Annotated in this window: 19 protein-coding genes and 5 pseudogenes; 22 read left to right on the top strand and 2 right to left on the bottom strand. The window is 58.9% G+C overall.

Features of this window, described 5'->3' with window-relative positions; genetic code table 11:
- Window positions 1-65 precede the first annotated feature (65 nt).
- Window positions 66-605 (bottom strand): peroxiredoxin, encoded by a 540-nt coding sequence (locus CO657_RS25080; protein ID WP_037080445.1) that lies wholly within the window; start codon window positions 603-605, stop codon window positions 66-68.
- Window positions 606-694: 89 nt separating this feature from the next.
- Here CO657_RS25080 and CO657_RS25075 point away from each other — a divergent pair, with 89 nt between their 5' ends.
- The 3 genes and pseudogenes from CO657_RS25075 to CO657_RS25065 all read left to right on the top strand — a co-directional run.
- A complete protein-coding gene (locus tag CO657_RS25075) occupies window positions 695-940 on the top strand; it encodes a hypothetical protein (RefSeq protein WP_054186105.1) in 246 nt (81 codons plus the stop codon).
- 214 nt (window positions 941-1,154) lie between these two features.
- Window positions 1,155-1,422: pseudogene (locus tag CO657_RS37545) on the top strand (cobyrinate a,c-diamide synthase); the annotation flags it as partial.
- Window positions 1,416-1,505 (top strand): annotated as a pseudogene (locus tag CO657_RS25065) (L,D-transpeptidase); the annotation flags it as partial. The pseudogenes CO657_RS37545 and CO657_RS25065, both read left to right, overlap by 7 nt.
- Here CO657_RS25065 and CO657_RS25060 read toward each other — a convergent pair.
- Window positions 1,495-2,217 carry a Crp/Fnr family transcriptional regulator gene (locus tag CO657_RS25060; RefSeq protein ID WP_054186106.1) on the bottom strand — a complete coding sequence of 241 codons (723 nt, stop codon included), beginning with the start codon at window positions 2,215-2,217 and terminating at the stop codon, window positions 1,495-1,497. The pseudogene CO657_RS25065 and the gene CO657_RS25060 sit on opposite strands and share 11 nt — an antisense overlap.
- A gap of 738 nt (window positions 2,218-2,955) precedes the next feature.
- Here CO657_RS25060 and CO657_RS25055 point away from each other — a divergent pair.
- From CO657_RS25055 to CO657_RS24965, 19 genes and pseudogenes are all read left to right on the top strand, one after another.
- A pseudogene (locus CO657_RS25055) lies at window positions 2,956-3,286 on the top strand (cytochrome P450); the annotation flags it as partial.
- A 20-nt stretch (window positions 3,287-3,306) separates the two neighbouring features.
- Window positions 3,307-3,561 (top strand): ferredoxin, encoded by a 255-nt coding sequence (locus CO657_RS25050; RefSeq protein ID WP_007636857.1) that lies wholly within the window; start codon window positions 3,307-3,309, stop codon window positions 3,559-3,561.
- Window positions 3,562-3,765: 204 nt separating this feature from the next.
- The gene (locus tag CO657_RS25045) at window positions 3,766-4,320 is read left to right on the top strand and encodes a nuclear transport factor 2 family protein (protein WP_054186107.1); all 555 of its coding nucleotides are present in this window, start codon (window positions 3,766-3,768) and stop codon (window positions 4,318-4,320) included.
- 41 nt (window positions 4,321-4,361) lie between these two features.
- Window positions 4,362-5,949 (top strand): annotated as a pseudogene (locus tag CO657_RS25040) (SDR family oxidoreductase).
- A 250-nt stretch (window positions 5,950-6,199) separates the two neighbouring features.
- Window positions 6,200-7,251, top strand: a pseudogene (locus CO657_RS25035) (LLM class flavin-dependent oxidoreductase).
- Between the two features lie 1,129 nt (window positions 7,252-8,380).
- Window positions 8,381-8,719: a hypothetical protein gene (locus CO657_RS38110; protein ID WP_342585741.1), complete on the top strand. Its 339-nt coding sequence runs from the start codon at window positions 8,381-8,383 to the stop codon at window positions 8,717-8,719.
- A 948-nt stretch (window positions 8,720-9,667) separates the two neighbouring features.
- Window positions 9,668-10,561: a nitrogenase iron protein gene (gene nifH / locus CO657_RS25025; RefSeq protein WP_054186393.1), complete on the top strand. Its 894-nt coding sequence runs from the start codon at window positions 9,668-9,670 to the stop codon at window positions 10,559-10,561.
- Between the two features lie 106 nt (window positions 10,562-10,667).
- Window positions 10,668-12,170: a nitrogenase molybdenum-iron protein alpha chain gene (gene nifD / locus CO657_RS25020; protein ID WP_007636846.1), complete on the top strand. Its 1,503-nt coding sequence runs from the start codon at window positions 10,668-10,670 to the stop codon at window positions 12,168-12,170.
- A 122-nt stretch (window positions 12,171-12,292) separates the two neighbouring features.
- Entirely contained in the window at window positions 12,293-13,834 is a 1,542-nt protein-coding gene (gene nifK / locus CO657_RS25015; protein WP_054186339.1) for a nitrogenase molybdenum-iron protein subunit beta, read from the top strand.
- Between the two features lie 58 nt (window positions 13,835-13,892).
- Complete coding sequence (gene nifE / locus CO657_RS25010; RefSeq protein ID WP_116275249.1) at window positions 13,893-15,383, top strand: nitrogenase iron-molybdenum cofactor biosynthesis protein NifE; 1,491 nt, start codon at window positions 13,893-13,895, stop codon at window positions 15,381-15,383.
- Window positions 15,384-15,392: 9 nt separating this feature from the next.
- Complete coding sequence (gene nifN, locus CO657_RS25005; RefSeq protein ID WP_054186336.1) at window positions 15,393-16,748, top strand: nitrogenase iron-molybdenum cofactor biosynthesis protein NifN; 1,356 nt, start codon at window positions 15,393-15,395, stop codon at window positions 16,746-16,748.
- Window positions 16,745-17,239, top strand: coding sequence for a nitrogen fixation protein NifX (nifX, locus tag CO657_RS25000; protein WP_054186335.1), 495 nt, complete (start codon window positions 16,745-16,747; stop codon window positions 17,237-17,239). Before nifN ends, nifX begins: the two co-directional genes overlap by 4 nt.
- 3 nt (window positions 17,240-17,242) lie before the next feature.
- Window positions 17,243-17,731 carry a NifX-associated nitrogen fixation protein gene (locus CO657_RS24995; RefSeq protein ID WP_116275248.1) on the top strand — a complete coding sequence of 163 codons (489 nt, stop codon included), beginning with the start codon at window positions 17,243-17,245 and terminating at the stop codon, window positions 17,729-17,731.
- A gap of 24 nt (window positions 17,732-17,755) precedes the next feature.
- Window positions 17,756-17,959, top strand: coding sequence for a CCE_0567 family metalloprotein (locus CO657_RS24990; protein ID WP_054186046.1), 204 nt, complete (start codon window positions 17,756-17,758; stop codon window positions 17,957-17,959).
- Window positions 17,956-18,276 (top strand): ferredoxin III, nif-specific, encoded by a 321-nt coding sequence (gene fdxB, locus CO657_RS24985; protein ID WP_425349970.1) that lies wholly within the window; start codon window positions 17,956-17,958, stop codon window positions 18,274-18,276. The genes CO657_RS24990 and fdxB overlap by 4 nt, the downstream gene beginning before the upstream one ends.
- Window positions 18,277-18,396: 120 nt before the next feature.
- Window positions 18,397-18,705, top strand: a complete 309-nt coding sequence (locus CO657_RS37540; RefSeq protein ID WP_342585740.1) for an exopolysaccharide production repressor protein — start codon at window positions 18,397-18,399, stop codon at window positions 18,703-18,705.
- The gene (locus CO657_RS24975; protein WP_054186045.1) at window positions 18,702-18,953 is read left to right on the top strand and encodes an acyl carrier protein; all 252 of its coding nucleotides are present in this window, start codon (window positions 18,702-18,704) and stop codon (window positions 18,951-18,953) included. The genes CO657_RS37540 and CO657_RS24975 overlap by 4 nt, the downstream gene beginning before the upstream one ends.
- Window positions 18,953-20,146 (top strand): acyl-CoA dehydrogenase family protein, encoded by a 1,194-nt coding sequence (locus CO657_RS24970; protein ID WP_054186044.1) that lies wholly within the window; start codon window positions 18,953-18,955, stop codon window positions 20,144-20,146. Before CO657_RS24975 ends, CO657_RS24970 begins: the two co-directional genes overlap by 1 nt.
- Before the next feature lie 5 nt (window positions 20,147-20,151).
- Entirely contained in the window at window positions 20,152-21,060 is a 909-nt protein-coding gene (locus CO657_RS24965; RefSeq protein ID WP_054186043.1) for an amino acid--[acyl-carrier-protein] ligase, read from the top strand.
- Window positions 21,061-21,062 lie beyond the last annotated feature (2 nt).

Genomic DNA, 21,062 nt, shown 5'->3' with positions numbered 1-21,062 from the left:
AAACTCCTATCGTTCGGCGCAGGTGTGCGCGACAAGTGGTAGCTGCTGGTCGTTGGCTTCTCTGCTCATGCGAAGGCTGGGGTCTTGAGGCATTTCAAAATGTTTTGCGGTGAAGAGACGCCATACGGATCGGTTGCGCAGTTGTCGCCAAAGCCTTCCTCCTCGAACCACTCCTCCACGACGCCATTATTGATCACGGCAGCGTAGCGCCAGGAGCGCAGACCGAATCCGAGATTGTCCTTGGCGACGAGCATACCCATTTTGCGAGTGAATTCTCCCGAGCCGTCCGGGATAAGCTTGACATTTTTCAGCCCCTGGGCCTTGCCCCAAGCATTCATGACGAAGGCATCGTTGACGGAGAGACAGTAGATTTCGTCAATGCCCTTCTTCTTAAACTCGACATAAAGACTCTCGAAATCGGGCAGTTGGAAAGTGGAGCAGGTGGGGGTGAAGGCGCCTGGCAGGGAAAAAAGGATTACCCGCTTACCGCTGAAATAGTCGTCGGTTGTCTTGTCTTCCCAGCGGTAGGGGTTGGGACCGGATATAGACTCGTCGCGAACCCGCGTGCGAAAGGTGACAATAGGGACCTGCTTTTCCATGGTCATCAATGAAGCTCCTCTAGGAAGATTTATGTGCGGCCTCTCGGTCACGAAACAAATCCGACCTCGGCCCACACGCCGGGGGAGCAAGCGTCATGCCATTTGACCTGAAGGAACTGGACTTGCGGTCAGCACAGAGCCTTCGTCGCCGTATTCGAGCGCTTGCCTATGCGGGCAAGGTGAATTGTGAAGCCTTTGTCCCGCGCTGGCGGCAGGGCGCTGTGTTGGCTACTTCCGACCGCATCTCGATCAGGGTCTCTGCCGCCTACCAGAACTTTAGCATGCTGCCCGCCGATCCGGTCGCGGCGGGAAACGAAGCCGGCGCGGGTCACGGTGTTTGAGGTTCTGCTCGTGCGTATGTCTACCCGCGCACCTTTTCTTGTCTGAAACTGGACAAGAATGTTTGAGGCCCGACAAAAAGGGGTCGCCAGGCTCGGACCGTGCATCGAAAATGGTGAAACGCAAACGGTGCGCGAATAGGCACGCGACTTGCTCCGATGATTTCGTCACGCAGACGGCGATGGCCAATATCGCAGGGCGCGGCGTGAAGAGCTCGCAGCCGCCAATATCGATCGGCTGATGCCGATCGGCACCCGGGTCGCCGTGGCGCGCGATGTAGTCTTTGGCCTACGAGCATATGTTGCTCGGCTGGCGGCGCCGCGGGGCTGAGATTTTGCTCCTCTCACCGCTCGCTGGCGACGCCGGCCGCCGATGGCGATGCCATCTACCTGCCCGGCGGCTATCCCGAACTGCAAGCCGGCGGCTCCGGGGCTAAAAGTTTTGTGCCGGAATGCTCGATGTTGCGGCGCGCGGCACGTCCGTCTGCATCCCGACAATGCGGCCCAGTGCCTTACACTGGCGCGCCAAGCCGGCCTTGCCAATATGCGGGTGGTAATTACCCGCTGATTTTCTTTGCGAGCGCATCCATGTCGGGCACGGTGATATGCCGGATGTTCTCGATGCGGATGACGCCACTTTTGCGCAGCCGGGTCAACTGGCGGCTGACGGTTTCGATCGTCAGCCCGAGGAAATCGGCGATTTCGGCGCGCGATAGCGACAGGTCGAAGGCGGTGCTCGTCGCCGTCGCCGTCTCGGCGTGGGCGGCAATGAGGTGGAGCAGGCTTGCGACCTTCTCCTCGGCGGTCCGCCGGCCGAGCGTCAGCATCCATTCGCGCGCGGCATCCAGCTCGATCAGCGCCTGAGCGTGCAGGCTACGCTGCAATTCCCTGGTCTCCAATATCATGCGTTCGAGCAAATTGCGGGGGAACACGCAGATCTCCGCGTCGGTCGCGGCCTCGGCCGACAGCGTGCTTTCACGCACGAAGGGCCGGCCGACGAAATCGGGGGCGAATTGCAGGCCAACGATCTGCTGGCGCCCGTCCGGCATCACCTTGCAGAGCTTCACCACGCCGCGCATGATGTTCGAATAGAAAGAGTTTTCCGACCCTTGTGCGATGATCTCGCAGCCCGCATCGACCTTGCGGTGCAGCGAGTGGCGGCCGAGTTCGCTAAGCTGGCCAGCCGACAAGGCGCCGCAAACGACGCCGTGCCGCGCCTGGCAGGAACGGCAAGCGACGGGAGTGCCAATCTCGAGAACCTCACTGCGTGCGACGTCCATGTCCTGATCCCTTCGAAAACCGCATATGCCGGGCATGCCGAGACGACTAGGCGGTCGTTGCGACTTCGGCTATCCCGATTTCTTCCAGCGCGTCTTTGATGCCTATCAATTTCATTGGGATTGCGATTTGATCCAGATCAAGTCTTCATACCTACTCTCTTGCCGTGCGAGGCAGGGCCGTTTGTGGATTTTATTCGGACGGCATCTTCGCCCCGCCGGCTGAGCGGGCTTTCTGCGGCCATCGCCTCACGTTTCGGCTGACGGCAAAGGCCACCATTCCATTGCTGTTGGGCAACACCCAATCGGCAAATTGCCGTCGCGATGTCCTCTCAGGGTGGCGTCGCCGGGGCTGGTAGAACTGACATCCGAGGACAGAGGAGTTGCACGCGTCGAGCTGTTCCCCGGAATCGGCCGCTTAGCTCGATGCCGCAATTCAAAGCTACCACAGCCTCAAGCTATCCCACTGCATCGCTGTACATCAGCGCATCGTTATGCGTCGCGCTGCAGGTCTCTGGCTACCGGCTGTGGTGGCTGGAAAAACGAGTCGCACCTGAATAAATGGCATCCGACACCTGATGTCGGGTTTTGTTAAATACGCGACACGGGCCTGAGCAGCCAATCTTTGTTCTGGCTCAAGCTAAATAGCTGGGAAAGCAATCAAAAAGTTTTTGCCGGCCATATCAATCAAATTGGCACGAACTTTGGAAGTTCTTCTTGAGGGGCGGCAAGAGCTGTCGGCTCCGTGTGGCAACGAAAGATATCAATTTCGAAGGCGCGCCGATCCGTAAGGGGGACTTCGTTTCCTGCGCCACAATGATTGCCAATCGTGATCCGGCGGAATTCGAGCATCCGAACACGATCGATTTGGCACGAGAAGACAATCGCCACACCGCTTTTGCGTACGGTCCCCATCGTTGTCTTGGATCACACTGCCCGGCAGGAGATCGTCATCACCCTGGAGGAGTGGCTGTCCCGCATTCCTGACTTCCTTATCAAGGATGGTACCGCGCCCATCACCTATGGTGGCCACGTGTTTGGAATGGAGAATCTGATCCTGGACTGGTCCTGATAAGTGAGAGGAGGAAAGACATGGAGTACCGCATGCGCATCATAGTACACACTGCCAAATGCCAAGGTCATGCAAGATGTTGGGCCCAAGCGCCCGAAATATTCAATCTTGACGACGAGGGATACATACTCCCCGGTGCAATCGATGTTGAGGAGAAGGACGAATTGTTCGCATCGCGAGGCGCTCGATCCTGCCCCGAACGTGCGCTGGAGATAGATTGCACTTCCGATGCGTTGCTTGATCGCCTTTTGTTCAACCAACATTGTGGGGGTTGAAACGCAACGTAACTGGTGCATGACGGCGCCGTCGCTGTCCAAACACCTTACCCGCAGCTCTCCCAGGGGTGTCTACTTCTAGGGCAGTTGTTTACATGCATGCCTAAGCAGAGAGAGGGTTTTTCCTTACGTCAGCCGAGCAGTTGAAAGCTGGCTGCGTCACTGGTTGGGTAAGCGCCCCCGATATCAGATGTGCGATAAGCGATGAAACACAAAAAGAAAATTACCGAATTGCTCGACCGCGAGGCGATCCGCGACTGCCTCTATCGGTATTGCCGCGGGATAGACCGCGCCGATGAAGGGGCGCTGCGCAGTTCCTACTGGCCCGATGCACGTGACAATCACGGGGCCTATTCCGGTTCGGCCGAGGGTTTCATCGAGTTCGCCCTCGGTGTCTTCAAGACGGGACCGCGCAACATCCATCAAATCACGAACATTCTGATTGAGTTCAGCAGCCCGGAAAAAGCCGCCGTCGAAAGTTACTTCGCCGCACTGCAACGCGCACCCGACAAGGCCGGAACGCTAAGTCAGGCCCTGATCTGCGGCCGCTATTGCGATCTGTTCCTGAAAAAGGGAGGGGATTGGAGAATTGCCGAACGGACGGTGGTCTATGATCTGGTTGAGGAGCAGATCTTGGCCGCGGCATCCGAGACTGAGCAGTTCGGCCGCCGGCAGCCGATCGGAGCATCATGTCCCGATGACCCCGTCTACGCAATTAGGAAGACTGCATTCCTTCAAGAAGATGAAAGTGAGGCTTGATCGATTAGGATTCACAACGTTGGTCAGGGAACTTTTATCTCATGAAACAAGCCGGACGTATCGTCATCATCACAGGCGCTGCAGGCGGGATAGGCCATGCCCTGGTGGACACTCTTGCCGCAGGCGGGGATACTGTCGTCGCCGTGGACCTGCCTGGCAGCGGCGTGCTTGAACTGGCCCGTGGTCTCGGGCCTGCCCATCTTGGGCTAGAGTTCGATGTCTCGCGAGAGGAGGATATCCCTGCGCTTTATGATCGGATCGAACGACAATTCGGGCAAATCGGTGTGCTCGTCAACAACGCGGCCATCGGCCCTACTATGGCTGCGACCGTTAATACGACTATCGACGGCTTCCGACGCATCTTGGCAGTAAATCTGATTGGGCCCATTGCAACGGCCCGCGAAGCAGCGCGACGGATGAGCTCAGGCGCTGTCATCGTCAATGTCGCCTCGCTGGCCGGCGTGCTCGGCAATCCCAAACGCAACGCCTACGCTGCCTCGAAGGCGGGCCTGATCTCGTTCACGAAATCGCTGGCATGGCAGTTTGCGTCGTGCGGCATTCGCGTTACGGCGGTAGCACCCGGGTACGTACGCACGCCGATGGTTTCGGAACTTGAACGCGCGGGCAAGATAGACCTCGCCGCGGTGCGCAGCCGGGTGCCAATGGGTCGCGTGGCGCGTCCAGACGAAATTGCCCGAGCGGTGCGCTTTCTCGCCAGCGCGCAAGCCAGTTACGTCACCGGGTCTGTGCTGACCGTCGACGGTGGCTGGAGATCTTTCAATCAACCGGGCGAGGCGCACCCGCCAGTGCCCGGGACGCCACGAGCCGAACTCTTCCCTCCTGCCGAGGACTCCACCGCGCGAATTGCGCTTGTCATGGGCGGGGCGGACTGCATAGGCGCTGCCGTTGTGCGCCGCTTTGCGGAAAACGGCGACGCGCTTGTAATTGCCGACAAAGATGGCGCTGCAGCGGCAGAGCTTGCCGGTTTCCTCGGTGGCAAGCATATCGCGAGGTCCGTTGACATCGCCGTCGAAAGTGACGTGGTGGCGCTGTTCGAGGAATTGCGAAGGCACTTCGGCCGGCTAGGCGTCCTCGTCAATAATGCGGCCAACAATCATGTGTCAGAGGTCGAACAAATGCCGACAGAGATCAAGCCCGTACTCGATGTGAATCTCACCGGCGCCTTCACCTGCGCGCGAGGCGATCAAGGTAATGCGTCCGGGAAGCCTTATCTTAAATCTGGGACCGAACAACACATTACTGCCCTTTGCACCGCGCCACGCCTACGATGCTTCCGGAGCGGGCGTGGAAATCCTGACGCGATGCATGGCGGCCGAACTTGGTCCGGTTGGCATTCGCACAGCCACCGTCGCTCCGGGCTACATACACACGCCTGCCGTCGCGAACATGCAAAAGCTCGGCCACGTCGATCCGAAAGCAATCAGGCGGCGCATCCCGATGGGAAGGATGGGACGGCCGGAAGACGTCGCTGACGCAGCGTTCTTCCTTGCATCGTCTGACGCATCGTACGTGACCGGCTCTACCCTTTACGTTGACGGCGGGTGGACCTCGGCCGGGGATGCGGCATTTGCCGGCGAACTTCATCATTTAGCGGAGGCTGCACAATGATCGTCGACTATCCACAAACAGCCGGCTGCGGCCCATCGGAGCCGACAATGTCGTAGGAGAGCAACTCCAGTGCACGATGCTCCCAGAGCGCTTCCGATCGAGGCACTGCATTCATCGAGAAGCGAAACAGACGGACGCGTTCGAGCTTTCTGAGTTTGCCGTGTCGGCGAGCGGGGTGAGGAGCGGATAACCGACACGCCACTTCTAGTTGGCGAACCCCGGTCGCAAATCTGCCGCAAAAGGAATCATCATGGAATTTGCAACGTTCCTCCTGGCCGCGCGGCGCGGTTATCATCAATCATCCGGAACTCCATCGAACAGGTAGTTCTTTCAGAGCAAGCTGGCTTCCAAACTGCATGGTTTGCCGAGCATCACTTCAACAATTACAGCCTGGTTCCGTCGCCCTTGATGATGGTGGCGCACTGCGCCGCCCTGACGAGCATCATTCGCCTCGGCACCGCCGTCTGTGTGTTACCGCTCTATCAACCGCTTCGCCTGCTCTCCGAGATTGGATTGGCCGATATCGTTTCCAACGGCCGGCTCGAGCTCGGCGTCGGCTGTGGATACCAGCAGTTCGAGTTCGAGCGCTTCGGCGTCAATGTCGAAGAGGTGCCAGCTGTTTTTTCGGAATGTTTGGACATTCTTGTCAAGGGTCTCAATCAGAGGATCTTCGAGCACGACGGACGGTTCGAAAAGATACCTCCGACAGCGATTTCCGTCCGCTCGGTCCAGAGGCCAATGCTGCCAATCTGGATCGCTACGGCGTCCGGAAACAGCATGGGGCGGGCCTATCGTGAGGGACACAATCTGTTGATCACAGCATTCCACGACGGCTTGGACAGTTTGAGCTCGCTGCGCGAACGCATCGAAGAAGCCGCAATTTCTAAAGGGAAGAATGTTTCGGACGCGAAGATATCACTGCTGCGCTGCTGCTATGCCAGCGATGAGGAAGCGGAGATCAACAGCTATCTCGATAATGCCCGCTTCCAACGGCGGCTTTCCGAAGTATTGCTTCTGCGCCGCCAGCAAAGCCTGGATGGCTATCTGCTGCATGAAACACCGACGCGGCAGGACCTCTCCTTCGAGACGATGCGTGAGAACCTGCCGATTGGTAGCGTCAATCGCGTCATCGATCGGCTACTGGAAGAGATAGATATCGTGAAACCAACCCAGATCGCGATCCAGACCCAAATGGGAGATTTCGACCAGAAGACGATGCTGCGGCAAATCGAGCTCTGGGGAGACAAGATCATCCCGGAGGTCAACAAATCGCTCGGGCCTCGGCCTGACGTGGCAGAGTAACTGCTTTTTCGGCGGTGTGATCTGCGATCAAAATTACGAAGGGATAACCGCAATAGATCCCCCCTCGAAGCTAGATGACCCTGAGATCCTTTGTCTTCGACCCGAAGACATCGACCACAAAGGCCCTTTGCCTGGGCGCCCACCGATCGAAGAAACCTCTGGTCGGTCTTCGTGGGCCGGCCTACCGCTGCACCCGCAACACGCTTGGCACTCACTCTCGGCTGGCAGGTGTCCCGATTACCCGCGGCGGTCGACACGTCCACCGTTTCCGGCGAGATGCGCCAAACAGCAGGGGAACAGGACGACGTTGCCTGCTGCCCAACGGCAGGGCCTAGAGGTCGTTCACGGCTTATTCCCGTTGCGGCAAGCCGAGAAGAGGAAATGTTGGACATCGCGTCAATCGAATCGGAGAAATGCGGAAGTGCCGACCTCCGCTCGCGTGTGGCGGCGGACGCGGTCGCGCATTGCAATTCGTTCCTGTAGGCTGCTCCCCCGCCGACGGTGTCATCTCGAGGCTTGGCCAACGCTATCGTTCTGATGTGAACTGACGTCTAATCGATTTCACGTCACGCGCGGCTGCTCATTGTGAATTTCTCCAATGTTATAGACCAATTGCAACAGCGAGGAGCCAGAACCGCCCGTCCAGCTTGCTCCTGCCTCAAGGTGCGCAAGTACCAGAACACCGCCGGAGCTGCTCGGAGTTTTCTCCCTCGTCTGCGGTTGACTGGCGCATGCGGCGCTGCCGATTTGTTGAAACGCGACGCGATATTGTTCGGGCGCTGTTGACGCAGTCGCATCTTAGGCCCTGAACAAATCGGAAATCTTTTTCTGAGGCTCTTTTCGCAGCTGGCACGATTTTTGGATCTCCCACATGCCGAGGGATTGGAGTTTTGTTTGTCAGCAATTGGTCGCCGAGTCGACCGTAATGGTGAAGTGGGGCTTCATACGACCGTATGGGCCTCCCGAAGCCGCCTTAAGGGATACTCTTGACAAGCTGGAAAATCGCCAGCGATGGGTTGGGCCAATGAAAGGCTCGAAGAGGAGGAAAAGAGCATGAACCGCATTATGTTTCGGACCGTCCACCGCGTTCTGCCATTGGCGAAGAAGTCGCCAAACTGCAACAAGGGCGATGGTGTGTCTGTCCCGGCTGCAAATTCAGTTGCGATGTCGCCCCTCGTACCGAGTGAGGTCCCTCGTGCACTACTTTAAGCCGTTATTAAAGCGTTCTCATCAGGTGTTTGTAGCCGAGGACGGGAGTATCTGGATCGGGAAGGAATCCCGGAAATCAAGAAAGATCATCCAATCTCCTCCGCCTTGGGTCGCCGGTTTGGTTTCGAAACTGGACGGCGAGCATACACTACCAAGGATACTGAGCGAGCTTAAAGCAGAACGGTATGACGTCACCAAATGCGACGTTCACGATTTCGTCTCTGCCCTTGCCAGCTGTGGGCTCATTGAAGAGAGCTGAGCGACTTAAGTTGGAGACTGGGGTCAATCGGGCAATGGTTGCCCCATGTCCGGCCGCGGCGTTGGAACTGGCTAAAAGGGTTTTTTCATCAAGGGTGATCACGCAACGAGCGTTCGACGACATGATACTCGTCCTCGAATGCGGCCGTCGTCGGTCAAGCTGGTGACTCGACCGAGCGCCAGAGTGAGCGTCGCAGATTCCTTAGGGCGAACACCAGATTAAGCGGTTCGCAGTCAGTTGATCGAGTCCCTGTGGCCCGGGCGACCAGGCTTTGTTTGCTTCCAACGATTGCAAAGGAGCTGCCGTCGCTGCGGGCCGTGGTGAGCTTGAGCGGCGGTTTTTATTTGAAGAACTTTTGTCCACGCCGGCTGGGCAGCCGCGCAACACTTCCGCGCCATTCCTGAGCGGTTTGGGGCCGAGCAATATTGCGGAAAGTTTGTCGTTCCCTGGCGGGCTTACCGTTCGTGGGCGACCTGGCAGGGGCGGAAACTGCCCGATGATCAAGTCGCGAGGCGTCTTCCACTCAAGAAAGAAGCTCGGGCGCAGGACGGGCCTATTCGAATACTGTTCGCGATTTGATCGCCCTCGACGTTTTGCGGGATCGAAAGCTTCACCATTTTTCGATTGGGAGCTGGGTGCGATTGTCTCCAGTTTTCGGAGCTTCGTTTGATCCTGCTGATAGTCGCGGTCGCCCTGCCGCGCGGTCGCCCTAGCGGTGCAAGTGATGCCCTTACGACACCGTCTGTCGGCTTTGTCTTGTCGGCGACATTAGGGTTGGTTGGCCAGTTTCCTGTGCTGGCTCGGGCTAACTTCCTGAAACCCAACAAAAAGATCTTTCCTTCGGCTCGATCGGCCCACATGGCACGGGTTTTGAAGATTGCCCTGGGAGGCGGCGCGAGCTGCCGGCCTTTTACTCAGCGATGGATGGAACGAAAGAAGGAAGGCGATATGTCAGATTTGCGTCAAATCGCATTTTACGGCAAAGGGGGGATCGGCAAGTCCACCACCTCCCAAAATACGCTCGCAGCGCTTGTCGACCTCGGGCAGAAGATCCTGATCGTCGGATGCGACCCGAAAGCCGACTCCACCCGGCTGATCCTGAACGCCAAAGCACAGGACACGGTTCTGCATCTGGCAGCACAGGAAGGTTCGGTGGAAGATCTTGAGCTCGAGGACGTGCTCAAGGCCGGCTACAAGGGCATCAAGTGTGTGGAGTCCGGCGGTCCGGAACCGGGCGTCGGCTGCGCCGGGCGCGGCGTCATCACCTCGATCAATTTCCTCGAGGAGAACGGCGCTTATGACGATGTCGACTACGTCTCCTATGACGTGCTCGGCGATGTGGTGTGCGGTGGCTTCGCGATGCCGATCCGTGAGAACAAGGCCCAGGAGATCTACATCGTGATGTCCGGCGAGATGATGGCGCTCTATGCCGCCAACAACATCGCCAAGGGCATCCTGAAATATGCCCATTCCGGCGGCGTGCGGCTCGGCGGCCTGATCTGTAACGAGCGCCAGACGGACCGCGAGCTCGACCTCTCCGAGGCGCTGGCTGCCAGGCTCAATTCCAAGCTCATCCACTTTGTGCCGCGTGACAACATCGTCCAGCACGCCGAGCTCAGGAAGATGACGGTGATCCAGTACGCGCCGGACTCCAAGCAGGCCGGGGAATATCGGGCGCTAGCCGAGAAGATCCATGCCAATTCGGGCCAAGGGACCATTCCGACCCCGATTACCATGGAAGAGCTCGAAGACATGCTGCTCGACTTCGGCATCATGAAGAGCGACGAGCAGATGCTGGCCGAACTACAGGCCAAGGAGTCAGCGGTGGCTGCGGCTCAATAACTGCCGCTGTCGACAGGACGCGCTGGCCCTTGAGCCAGCGCGTCCTTCCACGAAAGACGCTTCGTCGACGACGACATAACCCGAACCTTGAAAGGGGCAGGGGCCCATGAGCCTTGATTACGAGAATGACAGCGTTTTGCATGAAAAGCTCATTGCGGAAGTGTTAGCGCAATATCCAGACAAGGCGGCAAAGCGCCGCAAGAAGCACCTCAGCGTCGCAACGAGCGGCGACGAGCCTGGCGATGAGCCGAAGGCGCTTTCCGAATGCGACGTCAAATCAAACATCAAGTCCATTCCGGGCGTGATGACGATCCGCGGCTGCGCCTATGCCGGCTCCAAAGGCGTGGTATGGGGGCCGGTCAAGGACATGGTCCACATCTCGCACGGGCCGGTCGGTTGCGGTCATTATTCCTGGTCGCAACGCCGCAACTACTACGTCGGCCTGACGGGCATCGACACGTTCGTGACGCTGCAGTTCACCTCAGACTTCCAGGAAAAGGACATCGTGTTCGGCGGCGACAAGAAGCTTGAACAGGTCATCGACGAGATCGAGGCGCTTTTCCCCCTCAACAACGGCATCAGCGTGCAGTCGGAATGCCCGATCGGGCTGATTGGCGACGACATTGAAGCGGTGTCGCGCAAGAAGGCCAAGGAGCACGAAAAGACGATCGTGCCGGTGCGCTGCGAGGGCTTCCGCGGCGTCTCGCAATCGCTCGGCCACCACATCGCCAACGACGCCATCCGTGACTGGGTTTTCGACAAGAACGAAGTCGAGTTCGAGACCGGCCCTTATGACGTCAACGTCGTCGGCGACTACAATATCGGTGGCGACGCGTGGGCTACGCGCATTCTATTGGAGGAGGTGGGGCTGCGCGTGGTCGGCAACTGGTCGGGTGATGCCACGCTCGCTGAGGTCGAGCGCGCGCCAAAGGCCAAGCTCAACCTCATCCACTGCTACCGCTCGATGAACTACATCTGTCGGCACATGGAGGAAAAGTACGGCATCCCGTGGATGGAATACAATTTCTTTGGTCCGTCCCAGATCGAAACCTCCCTGCGCGAAATAGCCAAGCACTTCGGTCCGGAAATCGTCGACAAGACCGAGGCTGTCATCACCAAGTACCGGCCCCTGGTCGATGCTGTCGTCGACAAGTACCGGCCGCGCCTCGAAGGCAAGACGGTGATGCTCTATGTCGGCGGCCTGCGTCCTCGCCACGTCATCACGGCCTATGAGGACCTCGGCATGCGGATCGTCGGCACCGGCTACGAGTTCGCCCACAACGACGACTATCAGCGCACCGGCCATTATGTGAACAAGGGTACGCTGATCTATGACGACGTGACCGGTTACGAGCTGGAAAAGTTCATCGAAGGCATCCGCCCCGACCTTGTTGGGTCCGGCATCAAAGAGAAGTATCCGGTGCAGAAGATGGGCATCCCCTTCCGCCAGATGCACTCCTGGGATTATTCGGGCCCCTATCACGGCTATGACGGCTTTGCCATATTCGCCCGCGACATGGATCTGGCCATCAATAATCCGGTGTGGGATCTCTACGACGTCCCCTGGAAAAAAAAGGCCGCGCCAGCTGAGGCGGTTGCGGCCGAATGAGAGCTTGGCCTGTCTTGGGAAGGGGCAGGCCAGGCCCTTCCATCGGCCTTGATCCGCACTCGTGACAGATGACATCCCATTGCCGCCACCGGTGCGGCGCGATGAAAAGAAAGGTGCTTACTATGCCGCAGTCGGCGGAAAAAGTTCTCGATCATGCTCCCCTGTTCCGCGAGCCGGAATACAGGCAGATGCTCGCCGAGAAGAAAGCCAATTTCGAATGCCCCCACCCGGATCAGGTCGTTGCCGATCAAAACGACTTCACGAAGACCTGGGAGTATCGCGAAAAGAACCTGGGCCGCAAAGCCCTGGTCGTGAACCCGGCCAAAGCCTGCCAGCCGCTCGGTGCCGTCTTCGCAGCCGCAGGCTTTGAGCAAACGATGTCCTTCGTCCACGGCAGCCAGGGCTGCGTCGCCTATTACCGTTCGCATCTGTCGCGTCACTTCAAGGAGCCTTCATCGGCGGTCTCGTCCTCGATGACGGAGGACGCGGCGGTGTTCGGCGGGTTGAAGAACATGGTCGACGGGCTCGCCAATACATACAAGCTCTACGATCCGAAGATGATCGCCGTCTCGACCACCTGCATGGCCGAAGTCATTGGAGACGACCTTCACAGCTTCATCGAAAACGCAAAGAACGAAGGGTCGGTCCCGCACGACTTCGATGTTCCTTTCGCTCACACACCTGCCTTCGTCGGCAGCCACGTCGATGGCTATGACGGCATGATCAAGGGCATTCTGGAGAACTTCTGGAAAGGCAACGAGCGGAAGGAGGTTGCCCAAGCCATCAACATCATTCCCGGCTTCGACGGCTTCTGCGTCGGCAACAACCGCGAACTGAAGCGCCTGCTCGACATGATGGGCGTATCCTACATCTTCATCCAGGATGCCTCCGACCAGTTCGACACGCCGTCTGACGGTACGTACCGCATGTATGACGGCGGCACGAAGATCGAAGACGTGAAAACGGCGTTGAACGCCGAAGCGACCCTGTCGCTGCAGCACTATAGCACGCGCAAAACGCTGGAATATTGCAAGGAGGTCGGTCAGGCTACGGCCTCGTTCCATTATCCGCTGGGTGTCCAGGCGACCGACGAATTCCTGATGAAGGTCTCGGAGATTACCGGCAAGGAAATTCCTCCGGCACTCGGCCTGGAGCGCGGCCGTCTCGTCGACGCTATGGCAGATAGCCAGGCCTGGCTGCACGGGAAGAAATACGCGATCTACGGCGATCCTGACTTCGTCTACGCTGTTGCCCGGTTTGTCTTGGAAACCGGCGGTGAGCCGACCCACTGCCTTGCTACCAACGGCACGTCGGCCTGGGAAGCCGAGATGAAGGCGTTGCTCGCATCCTCGCCCTTCGGCAAGGCTTCCCAGGTCTGGGCGGGCAAGGACCTGTGGGCGTTGCGCTCGCTGCTCTTTACCGAGCCGGTAGATCTTATGATCGGCAATTCCTATGGCAAGTATCTTGAGCGCGACACCGGCACCCCATTGATCCGGCTGAGCTTTCCGATATTCGACCGGCACCATCACCACCGTTTCCCGCTCATGGGCTACCAGGGCGGCCTGCGCGTCGTGACGACGATCCTCGACAAGATCTTCGACAAGCTCGATCGCGAGACGAGCGAGCCGGGTGTGACGGACTATTCTTACGACCTGACCCGCTAGGAGCGGCGGCGGTCGGCCTTGCGAGGCCGGCCGCCTTCATCTGAACTTGGAGACCGCAATGCCCTCGCTCAATGCTAAAGTCCAGGATGTCTTCGACGAGCCTGCCTGCGAGAAGAACCGCAGCAAGGATTCCAAGGCGCGTAAGAACGGCTGCTCGAAGCCGCTGATCCCCGGGGCGGCAGCCGGCGGATGCGCTTTCGATGGCGCCAAGATCGTGCTGCAGCCCGTCACCGACGTCGCGCACCTGATCCACGGGCCTCTCGGCTGTGAGGGCAATTCCTGGGACAACCGAGGATCGGCTTCCTCAGGTCCAACGCTCTGGCGAACGAGCTTCACGACCGACCTCACTGAAACCGAAGTGGTGATGGGGCACGGCGAGCGGAAACTTTATAAAGCAATCCGCGAGATCAAGGAGGCCTATGCTCCACCGGCGGTCTTCGTCTATTCGACCTGTGTGACAGCATTGATCGGCGACGACATCGAGGCCGTCTGCAAGCGGGCCGCGGAAAAATTCGGTCTTCCGGTGGTGCCGGTCAACGCACCGGGCTTTGCCGGCTCCAAGAACCTTGGCAACAAGCTCGCCGGTGAAGCGTTGCTCGATCATGTGATCGGTAGCGTAGAGCCGAACGACGTGACCGCCTACGACATCAATATCATTGGTGAGTTCAACCTATCCGGCGAGTTTTGGCTGGTGAAGCCGCTTCTTGACCGGCTGGGGATCAGAGTAAGGGCCTGCATTCCAGGAGACGCTCGATATCTTGACATTGCTTCTGCGCATCGCGCCAAGGCGTCCATGTTGGTGTGCTCGACAGCACTCATCAACCTCGCCCGCAAAATGGAGGAGCTCTGGGATATCCCATTCTTCGAAGGCTCCTTTTACGGAATTACCGACACCTCGGAAGCACTCAGACAGATCGCCAAGCTGCTCGTGACGCAGGGGGCGGATCCCGAAATCCTCGAGCGCACCGAGGCATTGATCGCGGAGGAGGAGGCGATTGCCTGGATGAAACTCGCAGCATATCGACCAAGGCTTGAAGGCAAGCGCGTGTTGCTCAACACCGGCGGCGTCAAGTCCTGGTCGGTTGTCCATGCGCTGATGGAGGTGGGCATCGAGATCGTCGGCACCTCGGTCAAGAAATCCACGCCTGAAGACAAGGAACGTATCAAGCAACTCCTGAAAGACGAAAACCACCTGTTCGAGTCGATGGCGCCGCGCGAGCTTTATAACATGCTCGCCGACGGTAAAGCCGACATCATGTTGTCTGGCGGGCGCACGCAATTCATCGCGCTGAAGGCCAAGACACCTTGGCTCGATATCAACCAGGAACGCCACCACCCCTATGCCGGCTATGACGGCATGGTGGAGCTCGTTCGCCAGATCGATCTTGCTATTCACAATCCGATCTGGATGGAGGTGCGGGAGCCGGCACCGTGGGAATGCCAGCATGCGGTGGAAGAAGAACTGACGAATACCAAGAGCGAGAACGAGACTGGGTACGCCTTGCAAAACTTTGTCGGCGCGGTCGCCGGCAGCTTCGGCAAGCGTTGAGGAAAGCCGATGGTTCAAGTCTTTCCCCAGACCAAATCAGCTGCGGTCAATCCGCTGAAATCGTCGCAGCCGCTCGGCGCCGCGCTCGCCTTTCTTGGCGTCGAGCGTGCAGTGCCGCTGTTCCACGGCAGCCAGGGCTGCACCAGTCTAGCTCTCGTACTTTTAGTCCGGCACTTCAAGGAAGCCATTCCCTTGCAGACAACGGCATTGGACGCAGTGGCGACGATCCTCGGCGGCGCAGGCAATCTGGAAGAGGCGATACTCAATCTCAAGAGGCGCGCAAAACCAAAGTTGATCGGAATCTGCACGACAGCCCTGGTGGAAACCCGCGGCGAAGATTTTGCAGGCGATCTCACCAACATCAGGCGGGATCGTGCCGATGAGCTTGCGGGTACGGAAATCGTGCTGGCGAGCACACCGGATTTCGAGGGAGCGATCGAAGAGGGATGGGCTAAGGCCGTCACCTCTATGATCGAGCGCATCACAACGCAAGGCGAGCAGAGCCGCGACCAAAAGAAGATTGCGATCCTACCAGGATGGCATGTGACAGTCGCCGACATCGAGCTTCTGCGCGAAACGGCCGAAAGCTTCGGTCTGAAGCCGGTAATCCTGCCGGACATTTCCGGCTCGCTCGACGGCACGGTGCCCGACGATCGTTGGGTGCCGACCACCTATGGCGGTACTCCCGTCGCCGAGATCCAAGAGCTTGGCACGGCGACACAATGTATCGCGATCGGCGAGCATATGCGCCGCCCCGCAGAGTTACTGCGGACCCAGACGGGAGTGCCCTACGTATTGTTCCAGTCGCTGACCGGATTGAAAAGAGCCGACCGGTTCGTCTCGTTGCTTTCAAGGATCTCAAGTGCGCCGGTGCCAGCAAACATTCGCCGTCGCCGAGCACAGCTGCAGGACGCCCTGCTCGACGGGCATTTCCATTTCGGTGGCAAGAAGATCGCAATTGCTGCGGAGCCGGACCAGCTCTACCAATTCGCTACCTTCTTCACCGGCATGGGCGCCAAGATTACGGCGGCAGTCACCACGACCGGCACTTCAAAAATAATCCAGGAAATGCCGGTCGAATCGCTCCAGGTGGGTGATGTTGGCGATCTCGAAGAACTTGCCGTCGACGCTGATCTTCTTGTTACGCATTCGCATGGACGACAAGCGGCGGAGCGCCTTGGCATTCCGCTTATGCGGGTGGGCTTCCCGATTTTCGACCGACTCGGCAGCCAGCATAAGATCACAAGTCTCTATCAGGGAACGCGCGACCTGATCTTCGATGTTTCCAACATCTTCCAGGCCAATCAGCGCGCGCCGTGTCCTGGATCGCTTGATCCCTCGCGCAAAGGAGAACTGGCTAGATGACCGCCGCCCGTCGCCTCTCCATTGTCCCTGACGGGGCTCATTCGGCAGCTCCGAAGCGGAAGGCTGGCGCCTTGCGCGTAGCAATCGCCACCCAAGATATGAAATGTCTTGACGCCCATTTCGGATCGGCCAAGCGCTTCGCGGTCTTTGACGTCAGTCCCGACGATTGGAAACTCGTGGAAGTCCTGTGTTTCGAAGACGTTTCCGATGAGAGCGGAATGCATCGGAACGAGGGCGACGATCGCATCGCCCCCAAGGTGAAGGCATTGGAAGGCTGTCACCTCTTGTTCTGTCTGGCGATTGGCGGGCCTTCGGCAGCAAGGGTCGTTTCGGCCAAAATCCACCCGATCAAAGTACCCGATGCTCAATTGATTGAAGACGTACTGTCCCAAACTCGGGCGATGCTCAGGACGACTCCACCGCCCTGGTTGCGCAAGGTGCTAGCCGAAGCAGGCGCCACCGAAAAGAAGCCTTTCGATGAGGAGGACTAGGACATGGGTACATTGACAGGAAGTACGGATGGCCCTGCTATCAACGAGGATGGGGATCTCGCCACCCCTTTTCTCAGATGCCTCATAAGGCTCATCCGCGCTCAGGATGCCCATGGGGCGTGGGAAGGCAAATCGGACGCTGACCTGCTGGCCGACTTCATCCTCACCAAGGAGCAGCGCCGTAAGATCCCGATCATCGGCGATCCCGATCCGGATGTGCTGTGGAGGCTCCAGAATTTTTACAGTTGCGTGGGGCTTGTGATCGAAGAGTGCACAGGCCTGTTGGCGTCGCCGATCATGACGATCGGCCATGAGGGCTTCGGCCGCGTGCTGTTCACAACCGGACGGTTGGTCGTTCTGTCGAAGACCCTGCGCGATGTCCACCGGTTCGGCTTTGAGACGCTTGGCAAACTCGCCGAGGTGGGCACAAAATTGGTCGACGATGCGATCGCAGTCATCGAAGTCTATCCCAATGTGGCGCGGGCATCATGAAATCAGTTTTCGAGGAGAGAGATCATGTCAGACCTTGAGGAACTGCAGAAGAAAGTCCGCAAGCTACAGTCGCGGGCGGGCAATGCGAAGATGGAATTGCACGACCTAGCCGAGGACCTCCCGGTCAACTGGACCGAGATCAAGGCGCTCGCCGAGCAGACGTTCGGGGTTTTTGCCGAGTTGGAGGCTGCGAAACGAGAGCTCGGCGCATTGGAGAACTCACGATGATGGGCCCAATTTTCGTTACCCGCTATGGCTCCAGATGGATGCCGGAACATCTGACCGCTATCGATGGCACGACCAGCATCGGTTGCGGCCGCTGCTTTAAGGTCTGCTCGCGCGAGGTCATGCACCTTCACGGAATCGATGACACCGGTGAAATCCTCGGCATCTGCGACGGCCAGGACGACGACTTCGATGGCGAGCTCAATCGCATGATGAGGGTCGTCGACCATGCCGGCCGTTGCATTGGCTACGGAGCCTGTGGCCGCGTCTGCCCGAAGAACTGCCAGACTCATGTTGCCGCAGACAAGGTTGCTGCGTGATCTTGCGAACAAATCAGGAGAACAGTGTTGCCCTTCAGAATCTTTTGTCTCCTCGTGCTGCTCGTCGTCGGCGCTAGCGCCCCAACGAGCTACTTCGTCTCGCATTCCATCCGCATCGTAATGGTCACAACGATGGGTGCTTGGCTCCTTCTTCAAGTGGCTTATTTCGCAAGCATGCTCTTTCTCATCTGGCGGTCTAGCCGCGCTCAGAGCGGTCGCCAAAGGGCTAAGCGTTCGATCATTGCCAGGAAGGACGCTATCAGTCGCAAGCGTATCATGAGGGCGACAAATGAATGCTCCGACGCGCTCCAACCGGGTCAAACCCTCCGAGTATCGGCGCTCCCTTGGGTGGCCTTTCACTATTACCTCTCGGCTCAGGATAAGACGCCGTTACCGTGTTTGCGATTGCCTAGAGGGACTCCAGGATGAATGAGACTATTCGCGATTTGCTGGCCAAGTGTGGTGCGCTCCCCGTCACAATGGATCAGATTGCCGACGACGCCGATCTCTATGCGGCGGGGCTGTCTTCCTTTGCGTCGGTGCAACTCATGCTCCGTATCGAAGAGGCTTTCGATATCGAGTTTCCCGACAATCTGCTGAACCGTAAATCCTTTGCCAGCATCGTCGCCATCGAAAAGACGGTTGGCATGATCCTGGATAGCCGAAAGGTCGTCTGATGAACGTCGCGGGCGCTCTGATTGAAGCCAGGGCCGGAGACGCGGCGGCGGTGCGCGCCGCACGCGTCGCGGCGATCGCCGGCAAATATGCTGATGCAGTCGATGCCGAAGGCCGTTTCCCGCGCGAAGCTGTAGATGCGATGCGCGCCGAAAGGCTGCTGTCGATCCAGATTCCCGCCGATCTGGGCGGCAGGGGTGCGTCGATCACCGAGATCGCCGAGCTTTGCTCGATCCTCGGGCAGACATGTGCGGCCAGCGCCATGGTTTTCGCCATGCACCAGATCAAGCTGTCGAGCCTAGTCGAACACGGCGCCGGCAGTGACTGGCACCGCGATCTCATGCGCCGTATCGCCAAGGAACAGCTTCTGCTGGCCTCGGCGACGACGGAAGGCGGGATCGGTGGCAATCTGCGAAACAGCATCTGCGCCATCAAGGTCGTGGACGGCACCTGCTTTCTGGAGAAGGATGCGACCGTCATCTCCTATGGCGCCCATGCCGATGCGGTTCTGATCACCTCGCGCAGCCATGCCGAGGCCGCCTCGTCCGACCAGGTGCTGACGGTTTTCCTCAGGGGTCAATACAGGCTTGAGCGCACGGTCGAGTGGAACACGCTCGGCATGCGCGGCACCTGCTCCGAAGGCTTCCTCTTCAAGGGCGAGGCGCCGGCCGCACAGATCCTGCCGAAGCCATTTGCCGAGATCGCCGCGGAGTCGATGCTGGCAAGCTCGCATCTTCTCTGGAGCGGCGTCTGGTACGGCATAGCCGCCGATGCCGTCGCCCGTGCCCAGGCTTTCGTGCGTGCTGCCGCCCGCAAATCGCCCGGAACGCCGTCGCCCGGCGCGCCGCGTCTGGCGGAGGTTTCCAGCCTGCTGCAGATGGTGAGATCCAATGTCCTCGCCGGGCTGAAAATCTATGAAGAGGCGAAGGCCGATGCCGACCGGCTGTCCTCGATGGACTTTGCCGTCGCCATGAACAACGTCAAGATCGCATCGTCGGAGATGATCCTGCCGATCATCAACCACGCCATGCTGATCTGCGGCATCGCGGGCTACAAGAACGGTACGCCCTTCAGCCTTGGCCGGCATTTGCGCGACGCTCATTCCGCACAGCTCATGATCTCGAATGACCGCATCCTCGGCAACACGTCGAGCATGCTTCTCGTCCACAAGCAGGACACTAGCCTACTGGGGTGACAGTCATGGATATGCAGACCTCGTTTCTAGACCGGCTCTTCGAATCCGGTCTACTGATCGATACCAGCGTCGACGGTCTTTATGGCCGTAGCGGACAGTTCGAAGACGTGATCACCGCCTTCGAGCGCCTGATCGACAAGGTCGGCGGCGCCGACGGTGCGGAGGCCATGCGCTTTCCGCCCGGCATGAACCGCGCCTTCTTCGAAAAGAGCGGCTACATGAAGAGCTTCCCGCAGCTTGCCGGCACGGTGCACAGCTTCTGCGGCAGCGAACTCGACCATGTCAGCCTGCTGCAATGCATGGAAGTCGGCGAGGACTGGACCAAGGGGCAGGAGGCGACCGACATCGTGCTGACGCCGGCTGCCTGCTATCCGCTCTATCCGACGGTCGCCAAGCGCGGCAATCTGCCGAAGACCGGCGGTCTCTTCGACCTGCAATCCTATTGCTTCCGTCATGAGCCGTCGAAGGATCCCGCCCGCCAGCAGCTGTTCCGCATGCGCGAATATGTCTGCATGGGCACCGAAGAGCATGTCACCGATTTCCGCCAGCGCTGGATGGATCGCGGCGTCGAGATGATGAAGCAGCTCGGCCTCGAAGTCGTCATCGACGTCGCCAACGATCCATTTTTCGGCCGAGGCGGCAAGATGATGGTCAACAACCAGCGTGATCAGAACCTGAAGTTCGAGCTGCTGATCCCGATCACGTCGGCCGCCAAGCCGACAGCCTGCATGAGCTTTAACTATCATCAGGACTCCTTCGGCCTGAAGTGGGACCTGAGCCTCGAGGACGGCAGCGTCGCGCACACTGCATGCGTCGGCTTCGGTCTCGAGCGCATCGCGCTTGCGCTTCTCCATCATCATGGGCTCGATACTGTGGAATGGCCCGAGAGCGTGCGCAAGGCACTGTGGGGTTGATC

This window comes from Rhizobium acidisoli (assembly GCF_002531755.2).
Classification (GTDB): domain Bacteria; phylum Pseudomonadota; class Alphaproteobacteria; order Rhizobiales; family Rhizobiaceae; genus Rhizobium; species Rhizobium acidisoli.
Note: the sequence above shows the minus strand (reverse complement) of the source record. Positions and strands in the feature narration are given on the sequence as shown.

Excerpts from the sequence above, each read along its gene's own strand:
- CO657_RS25080 (WP_037080445.1), bottom strand. The coding sequence starts at position 605 with ATGACCATGGAAAAGCAGGTCCCTATTGTCACCTTTCGCACGCGGGTT.
- nifD (WP_007636846.1), top strand. The coding sequence starts at position 10,668 with ATGAGCCTTGATTACGAGAATGACAGCGTTTTGCATGAAAAGCTCATT.
- CO657_RS24965 (WP_054186043.1), top strand. The coding sequence starts at position 20,152 with ATGGATATGCAGACCTCGTTTCTAGACCGGCTCTTCGAATCCGGTCTA.
- fdxB (WP_425349970.1), top strand. The coding sequence starts at position 17,956 with ATGATGGGCCCAATTTTCGTTACCCGCTATGGCTCCAGATGGATGCCG.
- nifN (WP_054186336.1), top strand. The coding sequence starts at position 15,393 with ATGGTTCAAGTCTTTCCCCAGACCAAATCAGCTGCGGTCAATCCGCTG.
- CO657_RS24990 (WP_054186046.1), top strand. The coding sequence starts at position 17,756 with ATGTCAGACCTTGAGGAACTGCAGAAGAAAGTCCGCAAGCTACAGTCG.
- CO657_RS25045 (WP_054186107.1), top strand. The coding sequence starts at position 3,766 with ATGAAACACAAAAAGAAAATTACCGAATTGCTCGACCGCGAGGCGATC.
- CO657_RS25050 (WP_007636857.1), top strand. The coding sequence starts at position 3,307 with ATGGAGTACCGCATGCGCATCATAGTACACACTGCCAAATGCCAAGGT.
- CO657_RS24975 (WP_054186045.1), top strand. The coding sequence starts at position 18,702 with ATGAATGAGACTATTCGCGATTTGCTGGCCAAGTGTGGTGCGCTCCCC.
- CO657_RS24995 (WP_116275248.1), top strand. The coding sequence starts at position 17,243 with ATGGGTACATTGACAGGAAGTACGGATGGCCCTGCTATCAACGAGGAT.
- nifX (WP_054186335.1), top strand. The coding sequence starts at position 16,745 with ATGACCGCCGCCCGTCGCCTCTCCATTGTCCCTGACGGGGCTCATTCG.
- nifK (WP_054186339.1), top strand. The coding sequence starts at position 12,293 with ATGCCGCAGTCGGCGGAAAAAGTTCTCGATCATGCTCCCCTGTTCCGC.
- CO657_RS24970 (WP_054186044.1), top strand. The coding sequence starts at position 18,953 with ATGAACGTCGCGGGCGCTCTGATTGAAGCCAGGGCCGGAGACGCGGCG.
- nifE (WP_116275249.1), top strand. The coding sequence starts at position 13,893 with ATGCCCTCGCTCAATGCTAAAGTCCAGGATGTCTTCGACGAGCCTGCC.
- CO657_RS38110 (WP_342585741.1), top strand. The coding sequence starts at position 8,381 with ATGGTGTGTCTGTCCCGGCTGCAAATTCAGTTGCGATGTCGCCCCTCG.
- CO657_RS37540 (WP_342585740.1), top strand. The coding sequence starts at position 18,397 with ATGGTCACAACGATGGGTGCTTGGCTCCTTCTTCAAGTGGCTTATTTC.
- CO657_RS25060 (WP_054186106.1), bottom strand. The coding sequence starts at position 2,217 with ATGGACGTCGCACGCAGTGAGGTTCTCGAGATTGGCACTCCCGTCGCT.
- CO657_RS25075 (WP_054186105.1), top strand. The coding sequence starts at position 695 with ATGCCATTTGACCTGAAGGAACTGGACTTGCGGTCAGCACAGAGCCTT.
- nifH (WP_054186393.1), top strand. The coding sequence starts at position 9,668 with ATGTCAGATTTGCGTCAAATCGCATTTTACGGCAAAGGGGGGATCGGC.